General features: G+C 36.8%; 22 protein-coding genes. 14 read left to right on the top strand and 8 right to left on the bottom strand.

The annotated features are described in order from the left end of the window. The first annotated feature begins 449 nt into the window (after positions 1–449). The 14 genes from ACU52_RS07600 to ACU52_RS07535 all read left to right on the top strand — a co-directional run bounded on the left by ACU52_RS07600 (position 450) and on the right by ACU52_RS07535 (position 17758). Entirely contained in the window at positions 450–1397 is a 948-nt protein-coding gene (locus tag ACU52_RS07600) for a PhoH family protein (RefSeq protein WP_021854311.1), read from the top strand. A 27-nt stretch (positions 1398–1424) separates the two neighbouring features. Next, complete coding sequence (locus tag ACU52_RS07595) at positions 1425–2372, top strand: phosphoribosylaminoimidazolesuccinocarboxamide synthase (protein ID WP_021854310.1); 948 nt, start codon at positions 1425–1427, stop codon at positions 2370–2372. A 58-nt stretch (positions 2373–2430) separates the two neighbouring features. Continuing rightward, positions 2431–3168: a bifunctional demethylmenaquinone methyltransferase/2-methoxy-6-polyprenyl-1,4-benzoquinol methylase UbiE gene (gene ubiE, locus ACU52_RS07590; protein WP_021854309.1), complete on the top strand. Its 738-nt coding sequence runs from the start codon at positions 2431–2433 to the stop codon at positions 3166–3168. Positions 3169–3178: 10 nt separating this feature from the next. Next, positions 3179–3925, top strand: a complete 747-nt coding sequence (locus ACU52_RS07585) for a shikimate dehydrogenase family protein (protein WP_053398350.1) — start codon at positions 3179–3181, stop codon at positions 3923–3925. A 40-nt stretch (positions 3926–3965) separates the two neighbouring features. Next, complete coding sequence (locus ACU52_RS07580) at positions 3966–5135, top strand: AIR synthase-related protein (protein ID WP_053398377.1); 1170 nt, start codon at positions 3966–3968, stop codon at positions 5133–5135. A 4-nt stretch (positions 5136–5139) separates the two neighbouring features. Beyond that, positions 5140–6252: a peptide chain release factor 1 gene (prfA, locus tag ACU52_RS07575; RefSeq protein ID WP_021854306.1), complete on the top strand. Its 1113-nt coding sequence runs from the start codon at positions 5140–5142 to the stop codon at positions 6250–6252. Between the two features lie 133 nt (positions 6253–6385). Beyond that, positions 6386–7210 carry an orotidine-5'-phosphate decarboxylase gene (gene pyrF / locus ACU52_RS07570; RefSeq protein ID WP_053398349.1) on the top strand — a complete coding sequence of 275 codons (825 nt, stop codon included), beginning with the start codon at positions 6386–6388 and terminating at the stop codon, positions 7208–7210. A 779-nt stretch (positions 7211–7989) separates the two neighbouring features. Further along, entirely contained in the window at positions 7990–9210 is a 1221-nt protein-coding gene (locus ACU52_RS07565) for an HD domain-containing protein (protein ID WP_053398348.1), read from the top strand. A gap of 43 nt (positions 9211–9253) precedes the next feature. Further along, positions 9254–10291 carry a UDP-3-O-(3-hydroxymyristoyl)glucosamine N-acyltransferase gene (gene lpxD / locus ACU52_RS07560; RefSeq protein WP_053398347.1) on the top strand — a complete coding sequence of 346 codons (1038 nt, stop codon included), beginning with the start codon at positions 9254–9256 and terminating at the stop codon, positions 10289–10291. Positions 10292–10294: 3 nt separating this feature from the next. Continuing rightward, entirely contained in the window at positions 10295–11686 is a 1392-nt protein-coding gene (locus ACU52_RS07555) for a bifunctional UDP-3-O-[3-hydroxymyristoyl] N-acetylglucosamine deacetylase/3-hydroxyacyl-ACP dehydratase (RefSeq protein WP_053398346.1), read from the top strand. A gap of 44 nt (positions 11687–11730) precedes the next feature. Then, the gene (gene lpxA / locus ACU52_RS07550; RefSeq protein WP_053398345.1) at positions 11731–12501 is read left to right on the top strand and encodes an acyl-ACP--UDP-N-acetylglucosamine O-acyltransferase; all 771 of its coding nucleotides are present in this window, start codon (positions 11731–11733) and stop codon (positions 12499–12501) included. 12 nt (positions 12502–12513) lie between these two features. Further along, complete coding sequence (miaA, locus tag ACU52_RS07545) at positions 12514–13410, top strand: tRNA (adenosine(37)-N6)-dimethylallyltransferase MiaA (RefSeq protein ID WP_053398344.1); 897 nt, start codon at positions 12514–12516, stop codon at positions 13408–13410. Between the two features lie 47 nt (positions 13411–13457). Next, positions 13458–16004 carry a transglycosylase domain-containing protein gene (locus ACU52_RS07540; RefSeq protein WP_021854299.1) on the top strand — a complete coding sequence of 849 codons (2547 nt, stop codon included), beginning with the start codon at positions 13458–13460 and terminating at the stop codon, positions 16002–16004. Beyond that, positions 16001–17758, top strand: coding sequence for an AAA family ATPase (locus ACU52_RS07535; RefSeq protein ID WP_053398343.1), 1758 nt, complete (start codon positions 16001–16003; stop codon positions 17756–17758). Before ACU52_RS07540 ends, ACU52_RS07535 begins: the two co-directional genes overlap by 4 nt. 116 nt (positions 17759–17874) lie before the next feature. On the opposite strand, the gene ACU52_RS07530 is transcribed toward ACU52_RS07535, so the two are convergent. From ACU52_RS07530 to atpC, 8 genes are read right to left on the bottom strand one after another with little or no spacing between them, the layout of a single operon-like run. Further along, positions 17875–18843 (bottom strand): F0F1 ATP synthase subunit gamma, encoded by a 969-nt coding sequence (locus ACU52_RS07530; protein WP_021854297.1) that lies wholly within the window; start codon positions 18841–18843, stop codon positions 17875–17877. 7 nt (positions 18844–18850) lie between these two features. After that, positions 18851–20437, bottom strand: coding sequence for a F0F1 ATP synthase subunit alpha (gene atpA, locus ACU52_RS07525; RefSeq protein WP_053398342.1), 1587 nt, complete (start codon positions 20435–20437; stop codon positions 18851–18853). A 16-nt stretch (positions 20438–20453) separates the two neighbouring features. After that, on the bottom strand, positions 20454–20987 hold the full coding sequence (locus ACU52_RS07520) for a F0F1 ATP synthase subunit delta (protein ID WP_021854295.1): 534 nt from the start codon (positions 20985–20987) through the stop codon (positions 20454–20456). Between the two features lies 1 nt (position 20988). After that, positions 20989–21495: a F0F1 ATP synthase subunit B gene (atpF, locus tag ACU52_RS07515; RefSeq protein ID WP_053398341.1), complete on the bottom strand. Its 507-nt coding sequence runs from the start codon at positions 21493–21495 to the stop codon at positions 20989–20991. Positions 21496–21530: 35 nt separating this feature from the next. Beyond that, positions 21531–21773, bottom strand: a complete 243-nt coding sequence (gene atpE, locus ACU52_RS07510; protein ID WP_053398340.1) for an ATP synthase F0 subunit C — start codon at positions 21771–21773, stop codon at positions 21531–21533. Positions 21774–21822: 49 nt separating this feature from the next. Continuing rightward, positions 21823–22905 carry a F0F1 ATP synthase subunit A gene (gene atpB / locus ACU52_RS07505; RefSeq protein ID WP_053398339.1) on the bottom strand — a complete coding sequence of 361 codons (1083 nt, stop codon included), beginning with the start codon at positions 22903–22905 and terminating at the stop codon, positions 21823–21825. Between the two features lie 3 nt (positions 22906–22908). Continuing rightward, on the bottom strand, positions 22909–23325 hold the full coding sequence (locus tag ACU52_RS07500) for a hypothetical protein (RefSeq protein WP_147630811.1): 417 nt from the start codon (positions 23323–23325) through the stop codon (positions 22909–22911). Positions 23326–23334: 9 nt separating this feature from the next. Beyond that, the gene (gene atpC, locus ACU52_RS07495; protein WP_021854290.1) at positions 23335–23580 is read right to left on the bottom strand and encodes an ATP synthase F1 subunit epsilon; all 246 of its coding nucleotides are present in this window, start codon (positions 23578–23580) and stop codon (positions 23335–23337) included. Positions 23581–23592: the final 12 nt, after the last annotated feature.

Here is a 23592-nt window from a genome sequence, read left to right as displayed (position 1 = left end):
GATAATGTAAGTATATGTAAATACAAAATAAATATGTTTATTGCATACAGAAAGGACGTCAACAATTAACATAATTTTATCCATGACAAAATAGCAACATTTTTTATTGGAAAATCCAATTAAAAACAATATCATCAAAACAAAATATTTCTTGCAACAAACAAAATACATAGACTTTTAAATATATCTTCAACTCATATCAATGCCATGGCCATGGCATCCATTCAAGATTATATCACTAAGACATATGGAGAGAAAAAACAAATTTAAATGAAATCTATCCCTTATATGACAAAAGCCTTTTATCAATAAATACAACATAGCGATACAATCATAACATTCTCACACCTATACGCTATCAGCCCAAGAATAGAAAAAAGATAAGAAAAACGATGATATATTGAAAAAGTTTCTGTAATTTTGCACAATAATATTAAATTCGAATAAAATTGATCGAGAAGCACATTGTACTTGAGGATATTGACCCTGTAATATTATACGGAGTCAACAATACGCATTTGCAAATAATCAAGGCACTATACCCAAAGCTCAGGATAGTTGCACGTGATAATGTCCTACGCGTATTAGGAGACGAAGAGCAAATGGCAAACTTTGAAGAAAACATTGAGAAAATACGCAAGCACGTCTTAAAATACAACTCGATTAATGAAGATAATTTAATCAACATAATTAAGGGCGGGAAGATTAACGATGACACATCAAGTGATGTTGTAGTATATAACATCTCTGGAAAACCAATAAAAAGCAGAAGTGCCAATCAGCAGAAACTGATTGATGCGTACAACAACAATGACATGCTGTTCGCAGTCGGTCCTGCCGGCACGGGCAAAACATATTTAAGTATAGCTCTTGCAGTAAAAGCCCTCAAAGAGAAAGCGACAAAAAAAATAATATTAAGTCGTCCGGCTGTTGAGGCTGGAGAAAAGTTAGGCTTTCTGCCAGGTGACATGAAAGACAAAATCGACCCATATCTGCAGCCCCTTTATGATGCACTTGAAGACATGATTCCTGCAGTTAAATTACAGGACATGATTGAAAAACATATCATCCAGATTGCACCATTGGCATTTATGCGTGGACGAACACTCAGTGATGCTGTAATAATTCTCGACGAGGCACAAAATACAACATCTGCTCAAATACGTATGTTTTTAACCCGACTTGGATGGAATGCAAAAATGATCATAACAGGCGACCTTACTCAGGTTGACTTACCGCATGGAACGACTAGTGGGCTACGAGAAGCTATACGTGTATTAAATGGCATTGAAGGAATCTCTTTTATAAATATGAATGAAAAGGATATCGTAAGACATAAGCTTGTCACACGAATAGTCAATGCATATGAAAGAGATAAAGAAATAAAGAACAAGTAGAAAAGGTTTTACAATAAATCAACAAGAATGAAAGCACTTACAAGAACAGATTTCCATTTTGATGGACAAAAAAGCGTATATCATGGTAAGGTACGCGATGTTTACAACATTAACGACGACATTATCGTAATGATTGCCACAGACAGAATTTCAGCTTTCGACGTTATTCTGCCTAAAGGAATACCTTTTAAGGGTCAGGTTCTTAACCAGATCGCATCAAAATTTCTGGATCAGACAAAGGACATTTGTCCAAACTGGAAACTTGCCACTCCCGATCCAATGGTTACAGTTGGTCTGAAATGCGAAGGATTCCGCGTTGAAATGATTATACGTTCAATTCTGACAGGTTCGGCATGGCGTGAGTATCAAAAGGGATGTCGTGAAATTTGTGGTGTTAAACTGCCCGATGGAATGAAAGAGAATCAGCGTTTCCCCGAACCAATAATAACACCTACAACAAAGGCTGACGAAGGTCATGACATGAATATTTCCAAAGAAGAAATAATCGCTCAAGGCATTGTAAGTAAAGAAGATTACGAGGTAATGGAGGACTATACACGTAAGATTTTTGCACGCGGACAAGAAATTGCAGCTGAACATGGTCTTATCCTCGTTGATACTAAATACGAATTTGGAAAAAGAGACGGTAAAGTTTATCTTATTGACGAAGTACATACTCCAGACAGCAGCCGTTATTTCTATGCAGACGGTTATGAGGAGAAATTTGAGAAAGGTGAGCCGCAACGCCAATTATCTAAAGAATTTGTACGTCAATGGCTTATTGAACACAACTTCATGAATGAGCCTGGACAGACAATGCCAGAAATAACAGACGAATATGCCGAAAGTGTAAGCGAACGTTACATTGAATTGTTCGAGAACATTACCGGTGATAAATTCGACAAAGCTGCTGAAGATGGTGATATTGCAGCACGAATCGAAAACAATGTGAAGAATTATCTGAAAAACAGATAATAATTCATATTGACAAAATACCTCTATAGCATCATGCCTTTTTATAAATCAGATAAAAATGACCTACAAACAGGAACGTATAACGCCATATAATAACGGGGAAGAAAAGAGTAAGCAGGTTGAAACAATGTTTGATACCATAGCTCATTCGTATGATCTGCTTAATCACAGGCTGTCACTTGGCATTGACTATCTTTGGAGAAATACGGCCATAAAACAGCTTAAGCCCTTTAAACCTCTTAAAATACTAGATGTTGCGACAGGGACAGGTGATTTTGCGATAAAATCAGCCAAGGAGTTATCCCCTGAAAAGGTCATTGGCATTGATATATCAGAAGGCATGATGCGTATTGGTCAAGAGAAAGTTAAGAATGAGAGACTGAGCGAAATCATAAGCTTTGAAAAGGAAGACTGCGAACATCTCTCTTACGCAGACAATACATTCGACGCAATAATAACCGCATTTGGAATCAGAAATTTTCAAAATCTTGATGCTAGTTTAAAGGAGATGTGCAGAGTATTGAAAAAGGGAGGACACGTAAGTATTCTGGAGCTTAGCCAGCCAGTAAGTTTCCCAATGAAACAATTATTTTGGATATACTCTCATTCCGTACTACCGCTATATGGAAAACTTGTTTCTAAAGACAAAAATGCGTATCGTTATTTAACAACAACAATAGAAGCATTTCCACAAGGTGAAGTGATGACAGATATCATAAAAAAAGCCGGGTTTACTGAAGCTACATTCAAACGTTTAACCTTCGGCATTTGCACTTGTTATTTTGCAACTAAATAAATATAAGTCTATGGATAAATATGGATTAATAGGTTACCCATTAGGTCATTCATTTTCAAAAAGTTATTTCAACGAAAAATTTGAAAATGAAGGAATTAATGCTGAATATATCAACTTTGAGATTCCGACACTCGACTCCCTTCCGGAAATTTTAGCTTCTAACCCGGAACTGAAAGGCCTTAATGTCACAATACCATATAAAGAAAAAGTTATCAGTTATCTTGACTCCATAAGCCCCGAAGCAAGAGCTATAGGAGCAGTAAATGTTATACGCGTTGACCACAAAGGTAATGATACTTATCTGAAAGGCTTTAACAGCGATGTCATTGGTTTTACAAAAAGCATTGAGCCCTTGCTTGAAAGATTTCATAAAAAAGCATTAATATTAGGAACAGGAGGGGCATCTAAAGCTATAAACTTCGGTTTAAAATCACTAGGTCTTGAAACAGTATTCGTAAGCAGATTTGAACGTCCTGGAACGATACAATATTCACAAATCACCCCTGACATAATTCAGGAGTACAATGTTATTGTTAATTGCACTCCATGCGGAATGTATCCGCATATAGACGAGTGTCCTCAATTGCCATATGAGGCAATGACAAGCAAGAACATCCTTTATGACTTGCTCTATAATCCCGATGAAACTCTTTTCATGAAAAAAGGAGCCCAACATGGTGCCACTGTAAAAAATGGATTAGAAATGCTTTTATTACAGGCATTTGCAAGTTGGGAATTTTGGCATAATAAAGAATAAGACGTAATTTTTGTTCCATATACATAAAAATATATTTAAAATGGATTTACACAACCGCTACATGATGCGTGGTGTTTCTGCAGCAAAAGAAGATGTACACAACGCAATAAAGAACATAGATAAGGGTATCTTTCCACAGGCATTTTGTAAAATAATACCAGACATTCTAGGAGGCGATCCTGAATATTGTAATATTATGCATGCAGATGGCGCAGGTACTAAGTCGTCATTGGCTTATATGTATTGGAAAGAGACCGGTGACTTAAGTGTATGGAAAGGCATTGCACAAGATGCACTAATTATGAATACGGACGACCTGCTTTGTGTTGGAGCTGTAGATAACATACTTGTTTCAAGCACAATCGGACGAAATAAAATGCTGGTACCAGGAGAAGTCATATCTGCTATTATTAATGGCACTGACGAACTTTTAGCCAGCATGCGAGAAATGGGCATTGGCATTTACGCAACGGGAGGTGAAACAGCTGATGTTGGCGATTTAGTAAGAACAATTATCGTCGACTCTACTGTTACATGTAGAATGAAACGTAGCGACGTAATCAACAACGCCAACATTCAACCAGGCGATGTCATTGTCGGACTAGCCTCATTTGGCCAGGCAACATACGAAACAAGCTACAACGGAGGTATGGGCAGCAATGGTCTGACTAGTGCACGCCATGACGTGTTTGCTAAATATCTTGCAGAAAAATATCCAGAAAGTTACGATCATGCAGTTCCTGACGAACTTGTTTATAGTGGTCATTATCACCTGGACGACAAATTAGCAGATGTACCTGTAAATGCAGGTCAGCTAGTCCTCTCTCCTACCCGTACATACGCACCAGTTATTAAACGCATTCTTGACGAATTACGTCCGGAAATACATGGTATGGTACATTGTACAGGCGGAGCACAAACAAAAGTGCTACACTTCGTAAATGACAATTGCAAGGTTATCAAAGACAACATGTTCCCGGTTCCACCTCTTTTCAAAATGATTAGAGAGGAAAGTCAGACTGACTGGAAGGAAATGTATAAAGTGTTCAATATGGGACACAGAATGGAGATATATATAAAACCCGAATTTGCAGAAAAAGTAATTAATATAAGTAAGAGTTTCAATATAGACGCTCAGATTATCGGACATATCGAAGAAGGAGAAAAGAGTCTGACCATTAAATCTGAATTTGGAGAATTTAACTATTAATTATATGCCCGAAAACAATAGTATTTTAGAAAAGCTCGAAGGACTTGAAAGCAGATATGAAGAGGTTGCCACATTGATAACAGACCCTTCTGTCATTTCAGATCAGGAAAGATACGTAAGACTTACACGAGAATATAAAGACCTCGATGAGATAATGAAGGCCAGAAAACGATATATTGCCTGCATAAACTCAATAAACGAGGCTAAAGATATTCTTGCCAACGAAAGTGATCCGGACCTGAGAGAGATGGCCCGTGAAGAACTTCAAGCCAATGAAGAGTTACAGCCTAAAATTGAGGAGGAGATAAAAATTGCCTTAGTACCGAAGGATCCGGAAGACGCCAAGAACGTCCAAATGGAAATTAGAGCCGGAACGGGCGGTGACGAAGCAGCACTGTTTGCAGGCGATTTATTTCAAATGTATAAAAAATACTGTGATTCAAAAGGCTGGTCCCTGTCTGTAACAAGCGTAAGTGAAGGAGCTGTTGGCGGATATAAGGAAATAGACTTTGCTGTAAGCGGCGACAATGTATATGGAATACTAAAATATGAATCTGGCGTACATCGTGTACAACGTGTACCAGCCACAGAAACACAGGGCCGTATGCACACAAGCGCAGCAACAGTAGCTGTATTGCCCGAAGCTGATAAATTTGAAGTTAACATCAACGAAGGCGACATTAAGTGGGACACATTCAGAAGTTCCGGTGCCGGAGGACAGAATGTAAACAAAGTGGAGTCTGGAGTTCGTCTTAGATATCCATGGAAGAATCCGAATACCGGTGAAGTTGAAGAAATTCTTATTGAATGTACTGAAACACGAGACCAGCCTAAGAATAAGGAAAGGGCACTTTCAAGATTGCGTACCTTCATCTACGACAGAGAGCATCAGAAATACATCGATGATATAGCTAGCCGCAGAAAGACATTGGTGTCAACTGGTGACAGAAGTGCAAAGATCAGAACATATAACTTCCAGCAAGGACGTGTAACTGACCACAGAATCGGCTATACAACACATGATCTGTCCGGATTCCTGGCAGGAAACATACAAGATATGATAGACGCCTTAACTGTAGAAGAAAATGCAGAACGCATGAAAGAGGCAGAACTATAAATCCTAATGTTTGGGTGGATTATTTATATGAAATAAAAGTTTTATATAAAACTTGGCAATTGCAAAAATCTGAGCATCAGCCATTTCATATAAAAGAATTCACTTAATAAATAAAAACATAAATTCAGAAAAAATGAACAGAAAACAATTAGTTGACCAAATATTCAGCAAACAATCTTTTCTGTGTGTCGGACTCGACACTGATATCAAAAAAGTGCCGGAATGTTTACTGAACAACGAAGATCCTATATTCGACTTCAACAAAGCCATAATAGATGCAACGGCACAATATTGTGTTGCATACAAGCCAAATTTGGCTTTCTACGAATGCATGGGTGTAAAAGGAATGATATCATTTGAACGTACGATAAAATACCTCAAAGAAAACTATCCTGACCATTTCATAATAGCAGATGCAAAACGTGGCGACATAGGAAACACATCCTCTATGTATGCCCGTACATTCTTTGAAGAATATGATATCGACTCATTGACCGTTGCGCCTTACATGGGCGAAGACAGTGTTACACCATTCCTCAACTATGAAGGCAAATGGGTTATTCTATTGGCGCTCACAAGCAATAAAGGTTCACATGATTTTCAGCTGACAGCCGACCAAGACGGCGAAAGACTTTTTGAAAAAGTCATACGTAAGTCACAGGCATGGGGTGATGAGCAAAACATGATGTATGTAGTTGGTGCCACTCAGGGCTCAATGTTCCAAGACATACGTAAAGTTGCTCCTAATCACTTCTTACTTGTACCTGGAGTTGGAGCACAAGGCGGAAGCCTACAAGAAGTATGCAAATACGGAATAATCAAAGACTGCGGACTATTAGTAAACAGCAGCAGAGGTATCATTTATGCCTCAAGCGGAAGCGATTTTGCTGAAGCTGCAGCAATTAAAGCTGAAGCCTTGCAAAAAGAAATGGCCATAGAATTAAACAAAATAAAGTAGGTATAATAATCCTCCGGCATTAAAGCAAATGTCGGAGGATTTCTTTTATATAATATAGTATAGACATAAGCGCTGTCAGAATGTCACACAATTTGCACTTATTTTGACTTTCTGATTTCAAATAATAGGCTATTTTTCCATTGAACACTGATTCTACTCTGAAAAAGCCATAAAATCCGACTATTGCTCATTTAACAGATAAACCTCTTATTTTCAGGCAGTTGAAGCAGTTAACAATAAATTCTTAGCACAATATCATTCTAAAAAACATCTAAAATGCCACCTATTACAGTATAGAATGCAGCATTTTACATGTCAAAACACATTCAATCAGCCACACAAATACAGTTAAATAGACGATAAAACCCAATGATTTCCAACCAAGAACAAGCAAATATATGTGTTTTGAGGATAAAGTATTAGCATAAAAGTAATCAAGCATCGCATTTTATCCGCTAAAACATAACATTAGCCGACACATTAAAAATTTACACTTTGACAGTCCATACATTATTTTGTTTTCCTTTTGTCAATCATAAAAGCAGCATTTAAGAGGTAGATATTATTCACAGAAAGTTTATTCCATCTCATACGGACCTTAACATCAGTTAACTTTCATCATCAAGCTATTTTATTGTATATCAAACAAATAAATTGTATATTTGCATTTGCCACATGCTGTTATAACATATATCATGAATCAGATTTCAGCTATAATGTAAAACACCAGTACTACTTATTTACCTTTTTGAAGTTGTACAACATATAAAACAAGCGAAATGAATGACAGTAAAATAATAAATGACCCTATCTTCGGATTCATAAAGATACCTCATGGTCTTCTGTTAGATATTGTTGAGCATCCGCTAATGCAGAGGCTTACACGAATAAAGCAACTTGGACTTACATCTATGGTGTACCCTTCCGCACAACACACTCGCTTTCAGCATTCTATCGGTGCATTCCATTTAATGAGCGAAGCCATTACGTCATTAACCCAAAAAGGAATATACATATTCGACAGTGAAGCTGAAGCTGTTGAGGCTGCTATACTAATGCACGACATTGGGCATGGACCATTCTCTCATGTCTTAGAGCATACATTGATAAGCGGAATAAGCCACGAAGAAATATCCTTGCTTATGATGGAACAAATTAACAAGGAAATGAAAGGAGAATTGAATTTAGCACTCAAAATATTCAAGAATGAATATCCGAAAAAGTTTCTGCATCAGCTTATAAGCAGCCAGCTTGACATGGACAGGCTAGACTATCTCAGACGTGACAGCTTTTACACGGGAGTGTCTGAAGGAAATATTGGCAGTGCCAGAATAATAAAGATGCTTGATGTACACAATGATAATCTTGTTGTAAATTCAAAAGGGCTGTATTCTATCGAAAATTATCTAATGGCAAGACGTCTGATGTATTGGCAAGTGTATCTGCATAAAACAACTGTCTCTAGCGAAAAAGTGCTAGTAAACGCTCTCTTACGTGCAAAAAGACTTGCACATGAAGGCAAGGAAATTTTCGCAACACCCTGTCTAAGATATTTTTTATACAATGACATCGATGCAGAGACATTCAGAAATGACAGACAAGCCCAGCTGTATTATACAAAACTCGACGACAGCGACATTCTAAGTTCCCTTAAAGTATGGACAGACAGCAACGATAAAGTGCTGTCGATTCTTTCCACAGATATCATAAACCGCAATATCTTCAAAGTTGAAATTTTCGAAAATCCTGTGGACGACGCCTATGCTGAAAGCAAGAAACGTACAATTGCAGACATGTTCAAAATAAGTTTAGAAGAAGCAGGCTATCTCATGAGCATTGACACAATACAAAAAGATATGTACGATGTTAATGAAGACCAAATCACCATACTGTTCAAAGACAATACAACAAAAGACATTTCTGAATCTTCAGAATTGTTGAATATTGCATTACTTTCAAAAAAAATCAGAAAATATTATTTATGTTATCAACGTTTTTGAATAAATTTATTTATCTTTGCAGATAATATGTAATTAAATTGCAATGGAATTTACAGCAAACCAAATAGCAAGTTTTATCCAAGGCAAAGTTGAAGGCGATGAAAATGCCACAGTAAATACATTTGCCAAAATTGAAGAGGGAAAACCAGGAGCTATATCATTCCTTTCAAATCCCAAATACACACACTATATTTACGAAACACAATCAAGTATTGTGCTTGTCAACGAAGACGTTGAGTTGACAAAACCAGTCAAAGCCACCTTGATTAGAGTAAAGAATGCCTATGAATGCGTTGCAAAACTTCTGCAAATGTATCAGGCTGCACTTCCTAAAAAAAGTGGCATAAGCTCAATGGCTTTCATATCACCTAAAGCGACAATTGGCGACAATTGCTATGTAGGTGCTTTTGCATATATAGGCGAGAACGTTGTTATCGGTGAAAATACACAAATATATCCACATACGGTTATTGAAGATGGTGTTAAAATTGGAAATGGATGTATCTTATATCCTAATGTCACCATCTACAAAGAGTGTAAGCTAGGCAATAATGTTACAATTCATGCTGGCACCGTCATTGGCGCAGACGGTTTTGGATTTGCTCCAAATACTGATGGATATGACAAAATACCACAAATTGGCATTGTAACTATTGAAGATAACGTTGAAATTGGAGCCAACTCATGCGTAGACCGTTCTACGATGGGAACAACAATCATACGTAAAGGTGTAAAGCTTGACAATCTTGTACAGATTGCTCACAATGTTGAAGTGGGCGAAAACACTGTAATGTCTGCTCAGACAGGCGTTGCAGGTAGTACAAAAATTGGCAAAGGCTGCATGTTTGGAGGTCAGGTCGGCATTGCAGGACATGCAACAATTGGCGATAAGACTTTCCTTGGTGCCCAGTCTGGAGTGCCAGGCAACCTTAAAGGTAATGAGACTCTCATCGGAACGCCGCCGACAGATCCAAAGGCTTACTTTAAGTCTATTGCGTTAACACGCAGGCTACCAGAAATTTACAAAGAGCTCAACGAGTTAAAACATGAAGTTGAAAAATTAAAAGAGACATATAAATAAATCATGGAAATGTCAAAACAGAACACACTTAAAGGCAGTTTTGCACTGTGTGGAAAAGGTCTTCATACTGGATTAAATCTGACAATCACCTTTAATCCGGCAAATGAAAATACCGGATATAAGATACAAAGAATCGATCTTGAGGGTCAACCCATCATTGATGCCATTGCTGAAAATGTCGTTGACACCCAACGTGGAACTGTATTAGGGAAAGGTGATGTAAGAGTATCAACCGTAGAACATGGACTTGCCGCTCTGTATGCTTTAGGCATTGACAACTGCCTTATACAGGTAAATGGTCCTGAATTTCCAATTTTAGATGGCTCAGCTGCACAATACATTGAGAAGATCCGTGAAATTGGAATCGTTGAACAGAATGCTCCAAAAGACTTCTATATTATACGCCACAAGATAGAGGTAAAGGATAAAGAATCAGGTTCATGCATTACGATTCTGCCAGATGAAGAATTCAGCTTGACCGCAATGTGCTCTTTTGACTCTAAATTCATAAATAGTCAATTTGCAACACTTGACAAAATTGAAGATTTTGCCACAGAAATAGCTCCAGCCCGTACATTCGTCTTTGTAAGAGACATCGAACCGCTCTTAAAAGCAAATCTTATTAAAGGCGGTGACATGGATAATGCTATTGTGATTTATGAAAGACAGACAACCCAGGAACGTCTTGATCAATTGGCAGATTTCTTACATGTACCACATCTTGACGCAACAAAACTGGGATACATTCAGCATAAACCGCTGGTATGGGAAAATGAATGTACAAGGCATAAGCTGTTAGACATAATAGGCGATATGGCACTTATCGGCAAACCTATTAAAGGCCGTATAATAGCCACTCGTCCAGGGCATACAATCAACAATAAGTTTGCACGCCTCATGCGAAAAGAAATCCGTAAGCATGAAATACAGGCTCCAATATACAATTGCAATGAAGCACCGCTTATGGACGTAAACCGCATTCGCGAATTGCTTCCGCATCGTTATCCCATGCAGCTCGTTGATAAAGTGATAGCTCTTGGACCGAGCAGTATCGTTGGCGTAAAAAATGTCACCAGTAATGAACCTTTCTTCCAGGGACATTTTCCCCAAGAGCCCGTTATGCCTGGCGTTTTACAAATTGAGGCTATGGCACAGTGCGGTGGCTTGCTTGTTCTTAACACTTTGGAAGAGCCCGAAAGATGGTCAACATATTTCATGAAGATTGACGATGTGAAGTTTAGACAAAAAGTTGTACCGGGAGATACTCTTTTATTTAAAGTTGACCTTCTTGCTCCTGTACGCCATGGTGTATCTTCTATGAAGGGATATGTATTTGTAGGAGATAAAGTCGTATCAGAAGCTACTTTCACAGCTCAAATAGTAAAAAATAAATAACCCATAAGGCAGATTTACTTCTGCCTTATTTTAAAATATTAGCCATGAATAATATAAGTCCGTTAGCATACATACATCCTGAAGCCAAAATTGGTGACAATAATATTATCGGCCCATTCTGTTATATTGATAAAAATACAGTAATTGGCGACAATAACATATTACAAAATAATGTAACGATTAACTACGGAGCACGCATCGGAAATAATAACGAAATCTTTCCCGGTGCAAGTATTAGTACAAAGCCACAAGATCTTAAATTCAAAGGTGAAGATACGACATGCGAAGTTGGTGATAACAATAGTATACGTGAAAATGTAACTATATCACGAGGCACAGCATCTAAAGGGACAACAAAAGTTGGTTCAAACAATTTGCTGATGGAAAACATGCATGTTGCTCACGATTGTGTTATCGGTAATGGATGTATTATTGGAAACTCAACAAAGTTTGCAGGAGAAGTTGTTGTTGACGACTATGCCATTATTAGTGCAGTTGTTTTATGCCACCAATTCTGCCATATTGGTAGTTATGTAATGATTCAGGGAGGATGCCGTTTCAGCCAAGACATACCACCTTTTATCATTGCCGGAAAAGAACCGACGAAATATTGCGGAATAAATATTGTGGGATTAAGAAGAAGAGGATTCAGCAACGAATTAATCAACAATATACATGAAGCTTACAGACTTCTGTACTCTAAAGGAATTCTAAAAGAGGGTATTGAAGAAATAAGGAAAAAGCTGCCTGTAACAAAAGAAATTGAATATATAATTAATTTTGTTGAAAACTCTAAGAGAGGTATAATAAGATAAATACCTTCTGTGATGAAGACACTTTTTGTAATAGTTGGACCTACAGGGGTAGGAAAAACATCATTATGTCTGAAGGTTGCCGAACACTTAAATACGGTTATTATTAATGCTGACTCTCGTCAGGTTTTTAAAGAAATACCTGTAGGCACAGCTGCCCCAACAAAAGATGAGCGTAAATCAATTAGACATTTTTTTGTTGGCAATCTTCATATTAATGAATATTACAACGCCTCAAAATATGAACAAGATGTTTTAAAATTATTAAACATCTTGTTCAAGTATAAAGATAATGTAATCATGTCTGGTGGTAGCATGATGTACGTTGATGCAGTATGCAAAGGTATTGACGACATACCATCGGTTGATGACAACATTAGAAAAACACTTCAAGAAAGATTCGATAAAGAAGGTCTTTCTGGCATTAGCAAAGAATTGGCATTATTAGATCCTGATTATTACGCAATTGTTGATAAGAATAATCATAAGCGCATAATACATGCATTAGAAATATGCTTATCTACAGGCAAGCCATATTCTTCCTTCAGAAAAAACACAACCAAAGAAAGACCTTTTAGAATTATAAAAATCGGTCTTAATATGGACCGGCAGAGATTATACGAGAGAATAGACTTACGTGTAGAGCAAATGATTCATGATGGCTTAATTCAAGAAGCTCTAAACGTCTATGAATATAAAAATCTAAATGCATTAAACACTGTTGGTTACAAAGAAACATTTGAATATCTAGACGGATTATGTACACTTGACAATGCAATATTTAGGATAAAAAGCAATACACATAAGTATTGCCGCAAACAGCTTACATGGTTCAGGCGTGATCCCAATATACATTGGTTTTCACCCGACAATATTGAAGAAATCATAAATTACATAAACACATTCATATAAACTGTACTTTTTTTGTACATTTGCAGAATAAATAATACTAAAATTATATGTTCAACAACAACAATGATTCACGTATCGGTAGATTTATCAAAACGTGTCTGAACAAAATTAAAGGTTTTTGGCCTTGGTATAAAGGACTTTATATTGGTCGCAAATGGTATACAAAAACTTGTGTAGCAATTCTGTCTGCCATAATCACATTTTTTGTGTATCTTATAATGGTTGATATTAACTTCTTATGGTTATTTGGAAAGTCTCCCGGCTTTTCACAGATAATGCATCCTACAACAAGCGAGGCATCTGAAATATATAGTGCAGACGGCGTTATGATAGGCAAATATTTTAGCGAGAACAGAACGCCTGTTAAATATGAAGAAGTAAACCCTCTCTTCTGGAAAGCTTTAATTGATACAGAAGATGAACGCTTCTACAAGCACTTTGGTGTTGATTTCACCGGATTATTTGCTGTAGCAAAAGATATTATTGTACATCATGAAGCACGTGGTGCATCCACAATTACTCAACAGCTCGCAAAAAACATGTTCCGCGTCAGGACACAGTATTCAACAGGATTGTTGGGATATATTCCGGGTGTACGAATGCTTATTATGAAAAGCAAAGAATGGATTATTGCAACAAAGTTGGAAATTCTATACGATAAGAAAGAAATTCTTACGATGTATGCTAATACTGTAGATTTTGGTTCAAATGCATATGGCATAAAAACCGCATGTAAGACATATTTTAACACAACTCCATCTGAAATGACTGCTGAACAAGCAGCTGTTTTGGTTGGTATGCTAAAAGCTACAACATATTATAACCCTATTACGAATCCTGAGAATAGTCTGCAACGCAGAAATACAGTCTTGCACAATTTAATGACACATAAGGATATCACAAAAGATGATTATGATTCTTTAAGTGCAATACCCATAAAAGTAAACTATAGTGTTGAAAGCAATTATGATGGTCAGGCAAAATATTTTCGTGAGGCAATAGCTGACTATCTTAAGGATTGGTGTAAGGAAAATGGATATGACCTGTATAGTAGCGGCTTGAAAATCTACACTACGATAGATACCCGCATGCAAAAATATGCTGAAGAAGCCGCAATCAAACAAATGAAACAGGTACAAAGAAACTTCAATAGTCATTGGAGCGGTCAAGACCCATGGAGAGATGAGAACCATCAGATTATACCAAACTTTATAGAGAATATAGCTCAGAAATTACCGGTATACAAAACATTATTACAAAAGTTTCCCAATAACCCCGACTCTATTCAATACTATTTGAATAAGCCACACAAAGTCAAATTATTTGATTATGAGAAAGGCACCATTGAAAAAGAAATGAGCACAATGGATTCCATCAGGTATATGGTTAAATTCATGCATTGCTCATTCGTTGCAATGGAGCCACAAACCGGAGCAGTCAGAGCATGGGTCGGAGACATTGACTTTAACTCATGGAAATATGACAAAGTTACAGCTATGCGCCAACCAGGTTCAACATTTAAATTATTTGTATATACAGAAGCAATGAACCAGGGACTTACACCCTGTGATAAGAGAAGGGACGAATACATAAGAATGCAAGTATATGACAAAAATAAGCATGAAATGACTTCATGGACTCCAACAAATGCCAATGGCAGATTCTCAGGAGACTCCATTCCCTTAAAAAGCGCATTTGCGAAAAGTATCAACTCGATTGCTGTCAGACTTGGGCAGGAAATGGGAATAAAGAACATTGCCAAAACAGCACATGACATGGGTATAAAAAGTCCTTTGGACGAAGAGCCTTCATTAGCGTTAGGTGCTTCTGACGTTAATCTGTTAGAAATGGTCAATGCATATTGTACAATAGCAAATGATGGTAAACATATAGAACCAGTCCTTGTGACACGTATAGTAGACAAAGACGGAAGAGAGGTATATGTAAGTTCTACAGAGGAAAAACAAGTTATACCATATAAAAGCGCATTCTTCATGCAACAGCTACTTATGGGCGGTATGCGTGAACCAGGTGGAACATCTCAAAGTTTATGGGCATATACTGACACTGCACGTGATACAGACTTTGGAGGCAAGACAGGAACATCAAATAATCATTCAGATGCATGGTTTATGTGCGTAAGCCCGAATCTTGTAACAGGCGCATGGGTTGGTGGAGAATACAGAAGTATTCATTTCCGCACAGGTGCTCTTGGACAAGGAAGTAGGACGGCATTACCTATTTGCGGATATTTCATTCAGGCACTTATGAAAGATCCTGAATTTAAAAAGTATCATGGCCGATTCCATAAGCCAGATGATGAAGACATAACTGCAGATATGTATAACTGCAGCAGTTATGTACCTGCTAAAAAAGATACGACACAGATTGACAGTACCATGGTAGAGGACGAAGAACTTCTTATTGACGAAGAAGGCAATATACTTCCAAGAGGAAACGAAGATAACGAAATCTCAAAAGAAAATAATCCCGCCATCAATACAGATAAAGGTAACGTACAACAATCTGAAGATAAAAAAGAAAAAAAGAAAAATAAACCTCGTGAAGAACAGATTAGATTTGAAGATTTATAAGAAGTTCAACATTGGAACCGAATTCACAAATTGATCAATCAAACAAAGAGTTTCAAGAAGCTCTTCAGATATTAAAATTTACCCGTCGCTCGCTTTTCCTTACAGGTAAAGCAGGGACGGGTAAATCAACTTTTTTAAGATATGTCAAGTCCAACATAAAAAAGAAAATTGTTGTTCTCGCCCCAACTGGCATATCTGCAATCAATGTAGGAGGCGCAACACTACATAGCTTTTTCAAACTCCCATTTCACCCAATATTACCCAATGATACTCAATATTCAGTAAGGCATTTACGCAATACACTAAAATACAATGGTGAAAAATGTAAGCTGCTACGAGAGGTTGAGCTCATCATAATTGATGAAATTAGCATGGTAAGAGCTGACATCATCGATTTTATAGATAAGGTATTACGGGTATATTCGAGGAATATGCGCGAGCCTTTCGGCGGAAAACAATTATTACTTGTAGGAGATATTTTTCAGTTAGAACCAGTTGTCAAGGAGGATGAACGGAAACTCCTTCAGCCATTCTACCCTACTAGTTTCTTCTTTGACGCAAAGATATTTAAAGAGATAAAACTAATATGTATTGAATTAAATAAAATTTACAGACAAAAAGACAGCCAGTTCATCAACATACTCGATAAGATAAGACTTGGTGACGTAAATGACTATGATTTAAAAATATTAAACAGCCGTTATAAAGAAGAAAACCACGAGTTCAAAAGTGAAAAGCTCGTAATAACGTTATCAACACGTAGAGATACTGTAGATTATATAAATGAAAATAAGCTAAAAGAACTTAAAGGATCATCAACAATATTTAATGGGAAAATTGGTGGAGAATTTCCAGAAAATAGTCTACCAACGCTCACAAAATTGGAAATCAAGCCTGGTGCACAAGTAATATTTATAAAGAACGACATAAACAAAAGATGGGTAAATGGTACTCTAGGTATTGTTGAAACTATTGACGTTGAAAAAGGATTAATATATATAATCACAGAAGACGGTAACGAATACGAAGTTTCGAGGGAGAGATGGAGTAATATGAAGTACCGTTTCAATAACAAGGAACAAAAAATTGAAGAAGAAGAAATTGGATATTTTATACAGTTTCCAATAAGATTGGCATGGGCAATAACTATACACAAAAGCCAAGGCCTAACATTTAACAAGGTTATTATTGACCTGACAGGGGGTGTATTTGCCGGAGGCCAAACATACGTCGCCTTATCAAGATGTACATCATTAAACGGTATTACACTCAAATCGCCAATAAGGCACGAAAATATTTTCGTACGAAAAGAAATATTGCAATTTGCTCAAAATTACAACAATTCAACACTTATAAAAAAAGCATTAAGCGAATCTGCCGCAGATAAAGAATATTACGAAGCAGCAAAAGCATTTGACAACGGAGACTATGAAAACTTCTTAAAATGCTTTTTTAAAGCTATACACAGCAGATACGATATAGAAAAGCCTAGTGCCAAGAGACTTATCCGTAAAAAATTAAATAAGATAAATACACTAAAAGATGAAATAAAATGCCTCGAAGAAAAATTAAATAAGCAAGAGGCTTTCTTAAAAAGACTTGCAGCAGAGTATACGATACTAGGTAAAGAATGTGAAAATGAAAAAATGTATGAAGCTGCAATAGCTAATTATAATAAGGCATTAGAATTATATCCAGATGCACAAGAACCTTCCAAAAGGATAAATCTTTTAACTAAACGAAAACAAAAATAAGCAATCTTATAGAAACCAGATTTATTTAGATTACGCAAAAATTTAGACAATGCCTAAATATAAAAAAGAGACATGCACAAATTGTGCAGTCTCTTTATATGAGTAAGAGTAATACACTAGGAATTAACAGTACCACCCACAATGTCAAGCAACTCATTTGTAATAGCCTGCTGACGACTCTTATTATATTGGAGATTCAAATCTCTCAGAAGTTCATCAGCATTATCTGTTGCTGTCTGCATAGCAACCATACGAGCTGCATGCTCACTGGCATTACTATCAAGCAATGCTGTATATATCATTAAATGTGATAGTTTAGGAATAAGTGAGCACAACACTGATTCCATATCAGGTTCAACAATAAAATTGTCATTAAGAGGCTTTACTGCCTCTTTGGCATTTGAAGAAACCTTACCTTTCTTACGTATATACTCTTGAGCTTCCAAGGTTGCAATATTAGATGTCAAATCTCGCTCATCATCAAAATCCAATTCCTCTTTGATATTAATTGGTAAGAAAGTTTTTTGAGTCAAGATTTGTGAACCAGCACTTTTGAAATGATGATAAATCATCTCTATGCGATCAAACTCACCATCGATGAATTTCTGCGAAAGTAAATCCGCAAGTTCTATACATCGATGCAAATCAGGCTTATCAGCAATTTCAGAGAAATCTCCACCACAGTTCAAGCCGAGTTTCGTCACTTTTTCAGCAACCTTTCGTCCAATAGGATAAACAACAATATTATCCATACCTACCAGACGCTGGTATTTATCAATCGCCTGCTGCATGGCCTTAATAACATTTGCATTAAAACCACCGCATAAACTGCTATTAGATGAATATACAACAAAAGCAACTTTTTTTACAGGTCTCACAGTATTATATACAGTTGTAGCATCAACTTCTGAAGCCAAAAATGCTTTTAGTATATGCTCTAGCATAGATTCATAAGGAAGCATGTTCCCTATCATGATCTGTGCATGATGCAGTTTTGACGACGCAACCATCTTCATAGCACTCGTTATTTTACGAGTGCTATTTACAGATGATATACGATTCTTTATTTCTTTTAGTGACGGCATAAATCAACTATTTTTTATATTGCCCTGCAATATCAGCCATTACAGCCTCAATAGTTTGGGTTATTTGATCATCAATTTTTCCTTTAGATAACGCATCAACAACATCTTCATGTGAAGAACGCATCTTATCCAAAAAGGCATCTTGGCATTCACGCACCTTCTCAACAGGAACATCATGCATTAGACCATGTGTACCACAATAGAGTATTGCAACTTGCTCACCAACAGGCATTGGACTATATTGTGGCTGTATCAAAAGTTGATTATTCTTACGACCTCTATCAAGTGTCATAGCCGTTACAGCATCCATATCACTTGAAAACTTTGAAAAAGATTCCAACTCTCTATACTGTGCTTGATCTATTTTCAATGTTCCCGCAACCTTCTTCATACTTTTTATCTGCGCAGAACCTCCTACACGACTTACAGAAATACCAACATTAATTGCAGGCCTAAATCCCTGATTGAACAAGTCAGTCTCAAGATAAATCTGTCCATCAGTAATAGAGATAACGTTAGTTGGAATATACGCCGATACGTCTCCTGCCTGAGTTTCAATTATAGGCAAAGCAGTAAGCGAACCACCACCTTTAACATGCCCTTTCATACACTCAGGCAAATCATTCATATTCTCTGCAACCTCTTGCTGGTCATTTATTCGTGCTGCACGCTCCAACAAACGACTATGCAAATAGAACACATCTCCAGGATAAGCTTCACGACCAGAAGGACGACGCAAAATAAGTGAAACCTCACGATATGCAACAGCTTGCTTAGACAAATCATCATATACGACCAAGGCCGAATAACCGCGATCTCTAAAATATTCACCTATTGCAGCTCCTGCAAAAGGTGCATAATATTGCATAGCAGCAGGATCCGCTGCTGTAGCTGCAACAACAATCGTGTATGGCATTGCTCCATGCTCCTTCAATGTAGATACTAATGCCGCAACAGTTGAGGCTTTCTGACCAATAGCTACATATATACAATAAACAGGTTTACCAGCATCGTAAAAACTTTTTTGATTTATAATAGTATCTACAGCAATTGCTGTTTTACCTGTTTGTCGGTCTCCAATAATAAGCTCACGCTGACCTCTACCAATTGGAATCATAGAATCCACGGCTTTCAAACCAGTTTGTAAAGGTTCTTTTACAGGCTGACGATAGATAACACCAGGAGCTTTTCTATCCAATGGCATTTCAAACGAATTCGTCAAATCAATGTCACCTTTACCATCTATAGCCTGCCCCAATGGATTTATGACTCTTCCCAGCATATTATCATTCACCCTGATGCTGGCAATACGTTTTGTACGCTTTACCAACATTCCTTCCTTTATCTCGGAAGTTGAGCCAAGTAGCACACAACCAACGTTGTCCTCTTCAAGGTTCATGACAATAGCCATAGTCCCATTTTCAAATTCAAGAAGTTCATTAGCCTCAGCATTTCGAAGACCATAGATACGTGCTACGCCATCGCTTACCTGAAGGACAGAACCTACTTCATCAAACTTTGCGCTATCATTAATCCCTTTCAGTTGTTCCAAAAGAACTTGAGATACTTCGCTTGGTTTAATTTTATCAGACATATTACAATTAATTTTATTACTTAAGCTGTGACAAAATAGAATTTAATTGAGACTTTACACTAACATCCATTCTATAAGTATCATATTCTATTATGAAACCACCAAGAATTTCAGGTTTAATCTCCGTCTCAAATTCAACATTCCCATTTGTCTTACTTTCAACCAACTGCCTAAGCCGTTGCTCCGTAGAAGGAGATACGGCTGTAGCAGTCAAAAGTTTAGCACGGATTAAATTCTTGTTTTTCCTATATAATGTAATATATGAATTTGCAATGAACTGCATCATGTTTTCGCGCTCTTCCTTCAAAACCAAATCAATAAAGACTTGTGTAAGTTTACAAGGATCTCCGCCTAAAGCAATAATAAATAAATCTTTTTTACGCTTCTTTGAAAACATGGGATTATCTATCGTAAACCTAAAATCAGGAACTTTTATATAACTGGCAGATAAAGTCTGCATTTCTGCATATACCTTATCCTCCAATTTTGCCTCTAAGCTTGCCTTTAACAAGGCACGGGCATATCTAACCGATATTAATCCGAAATCCATATTAACTATTTTTATTAGACAAAGAAATTTCATCCAGCATACGTTCAATCAAATCCATCTGTGTTTTTTCATCACCAAGCTTTTCTCTCAATACTTTCTCAGCAATTTCAACACTCAGCGTTGCAACTTGTTTACGGATATCGCTAACGGCAGCCTGTCTTTGATTCTCAATTTCAACCTTCGCTTCTGTAAGCAATCGGTTACTTTCCTCATGAGCTTTGTCCTGTGCCTTTTCAACGATAGCATCGCGCGTTGCGGCAGCCTCTTTTAATATTGCAGCCTGACGCTCGCGTGCTTCCTGTAAAAGAGCATCGCTTTCAACTTTGATATTAGCTAATTTTTTGTTTGCCTCATGTGCCTTCTGAAGACTGCTGTCTATATAATCTTTACGATCATTGACCATCTTGACAATAACTTTAAAGCCAAACTTGCTTACAATGCCAAGTACAATCAGAAACACAATCGTCATCCAAAATAACAAGCCAAAATCAGGTGTTATTAATGACATAAGCTGTTAAGATTTCTATTTCTTTAATCTAAAATTTACACGAAAAGTGCCAACAATGCAATAATAACAGCAAAGAAAGCAACACCCTCAACAAGAGCGGCCGCAATAATCATAGAAGAACGCAAATCGCCTATTTTTTCCGGCTGTCTTGCCATTGCATCCATTGCTTGACCACCAATTTTTCCAATACCAATACCTGCACCAATTGCAGCTATACTACCACCAATTGCGGCACCTAACTTTGCTACAGCATCTGCTGCTAATAATAATGAAATCATAATCGTAATTTTTTAAAGTTATTTATTTTATTTTAATCAAAAAACATATTTATTCTGCTGCATGCTCTTTAACCTGAGACAATGATATAAACACAGCGCTTAACATAGTGAAAACTAACGCCTGAATGAAACATACGAGTAATTCCAGCAACATCATGAAAACACTCATAAGAACACTCACAACAGTCATTGATGCACCTGCCACTGCATTAATTCCAAACATTATAAAAATCAGGCACGTCAATGACAATGCTATTGCATGCCCTGCCATCATATTAGCAAATAGTCGAATCATAAGAGCCAAAGGTTTAGTAAAAATACTAAAGAACTCTATGAAAGGCATAAGTGGAACAGGCACCTTTAACCACGTAGGCACATCCGGCCAAAAAATCTCTTTCCAATAAGCTTTCGTTCCTGTAAAGTTTGTTATAAGGAACGTACACAAAGCCAAGAAAAATGTTATAGTGATATTACCTGTTAGATTTCCACCTCCGGGCGGGAATGGCACAACCCCCATAATATTTGACAAAAAGATAAAGAAAAAGCACGTTAATAAATATGGTGCAAATCTATCTGTATTTTTACCCAAAGTTGCCTTAATAATATCATCATAGATATACATAATAAACATTGTCATCAAACCTGTAAAACCTTTAGGCGCAGGATCTTCAGGACGATGTTTTTTACACCATCTTGCAGGAATTAAGATACAAATTAGGAGAAGTATGGAATTGATAAATAAAACCACAACCGTTTTGGTTATAGAAATATCAAATGGACGAACTTCTTTACCAGATATCACTTCACATATTTTATTCTCATTATCTTGACTACCGGAAATATATAGACCATACGGTCCAGGACGATTTCCAGCAGCATCCTTCTCTTCAGAAAATTCGGCACTGCTAAACACATGCCATCCAGTAGAACTCTTCACTATAACAGGAAGATTTATTACAATAGGATGACCATTAATATCAGTGATATGCCATTCATACGCATCCTTAATATGCCCAAACAAAACGCCTTGCAAATCAAGCCCTTTTTTATCATCTGTATGCTCTGACGCACTTATAGGTGCTATTATGAATACTAGCATGAACAAGCATAGTATTTGTCTGATCTGTCTCATCTGTCAATCTTTAAGAGTATAACTTTTTTCTACATGAGCAAAGAATACACTGTCAAAAACAAGCATTACAATATAAAAGCCCATAAAAAGCAGCGCAAAATCACGTATAGAGTTTTTATCATGACATATTAAGCAATAAGCCGTTACTACAAATGCGGCTGATACAAGACGCAAAGCAGAAGCTGCCAGATAAAATTTTGTCATAACATTAGGAGATGTTTTAGCCATCTTTCTCCAAAATACCACATATATGGAATTTATGAATACCGTATATAATGCGCTTATAGCCAATGCATTAACAATAGAATATTTTAACACATTCATACTTATCGCAGCACTACACAATAATGTAAGTGCCGCAATAAGCCATAGACTATATTTAAAATATCTTTTACTTGTTATGTCTACTTTTTTATTCATATCCATAACTTAAGCTATCTCAACACAAAGGCTGACAACATTCTTTTGAACTTCTACAAAACCGCCAGTAATTTGAATCTGATTTCGCACACCATTTACAGCATACTCAACCTTTCCTGTTTGAAGTGAAGAAATAATTGGAGCATGATTATTCAATATTTCAAAAGCACCTTTTGTTCCAGGTACCAATACGCTATCAACCAATCCCTCAAATTCAACTTTTTCAGGTGATACTATTTTCAATCTTAAACTCATGCCTATCAGATT

The organism is Xylanibacter rarus (assembly GCF_001275135.1).
GTDB lineage: Bacteria > Bacteroidota > Bacteroidia > Bacteroidales > Bacteroidaceae > Prevotella > Prevotella rara.
The sequence above is the reverse complement of the archived record's forward strand: the minus strand, read 5'-3'. Positions and strand labels throughout refer to the sequence as shown.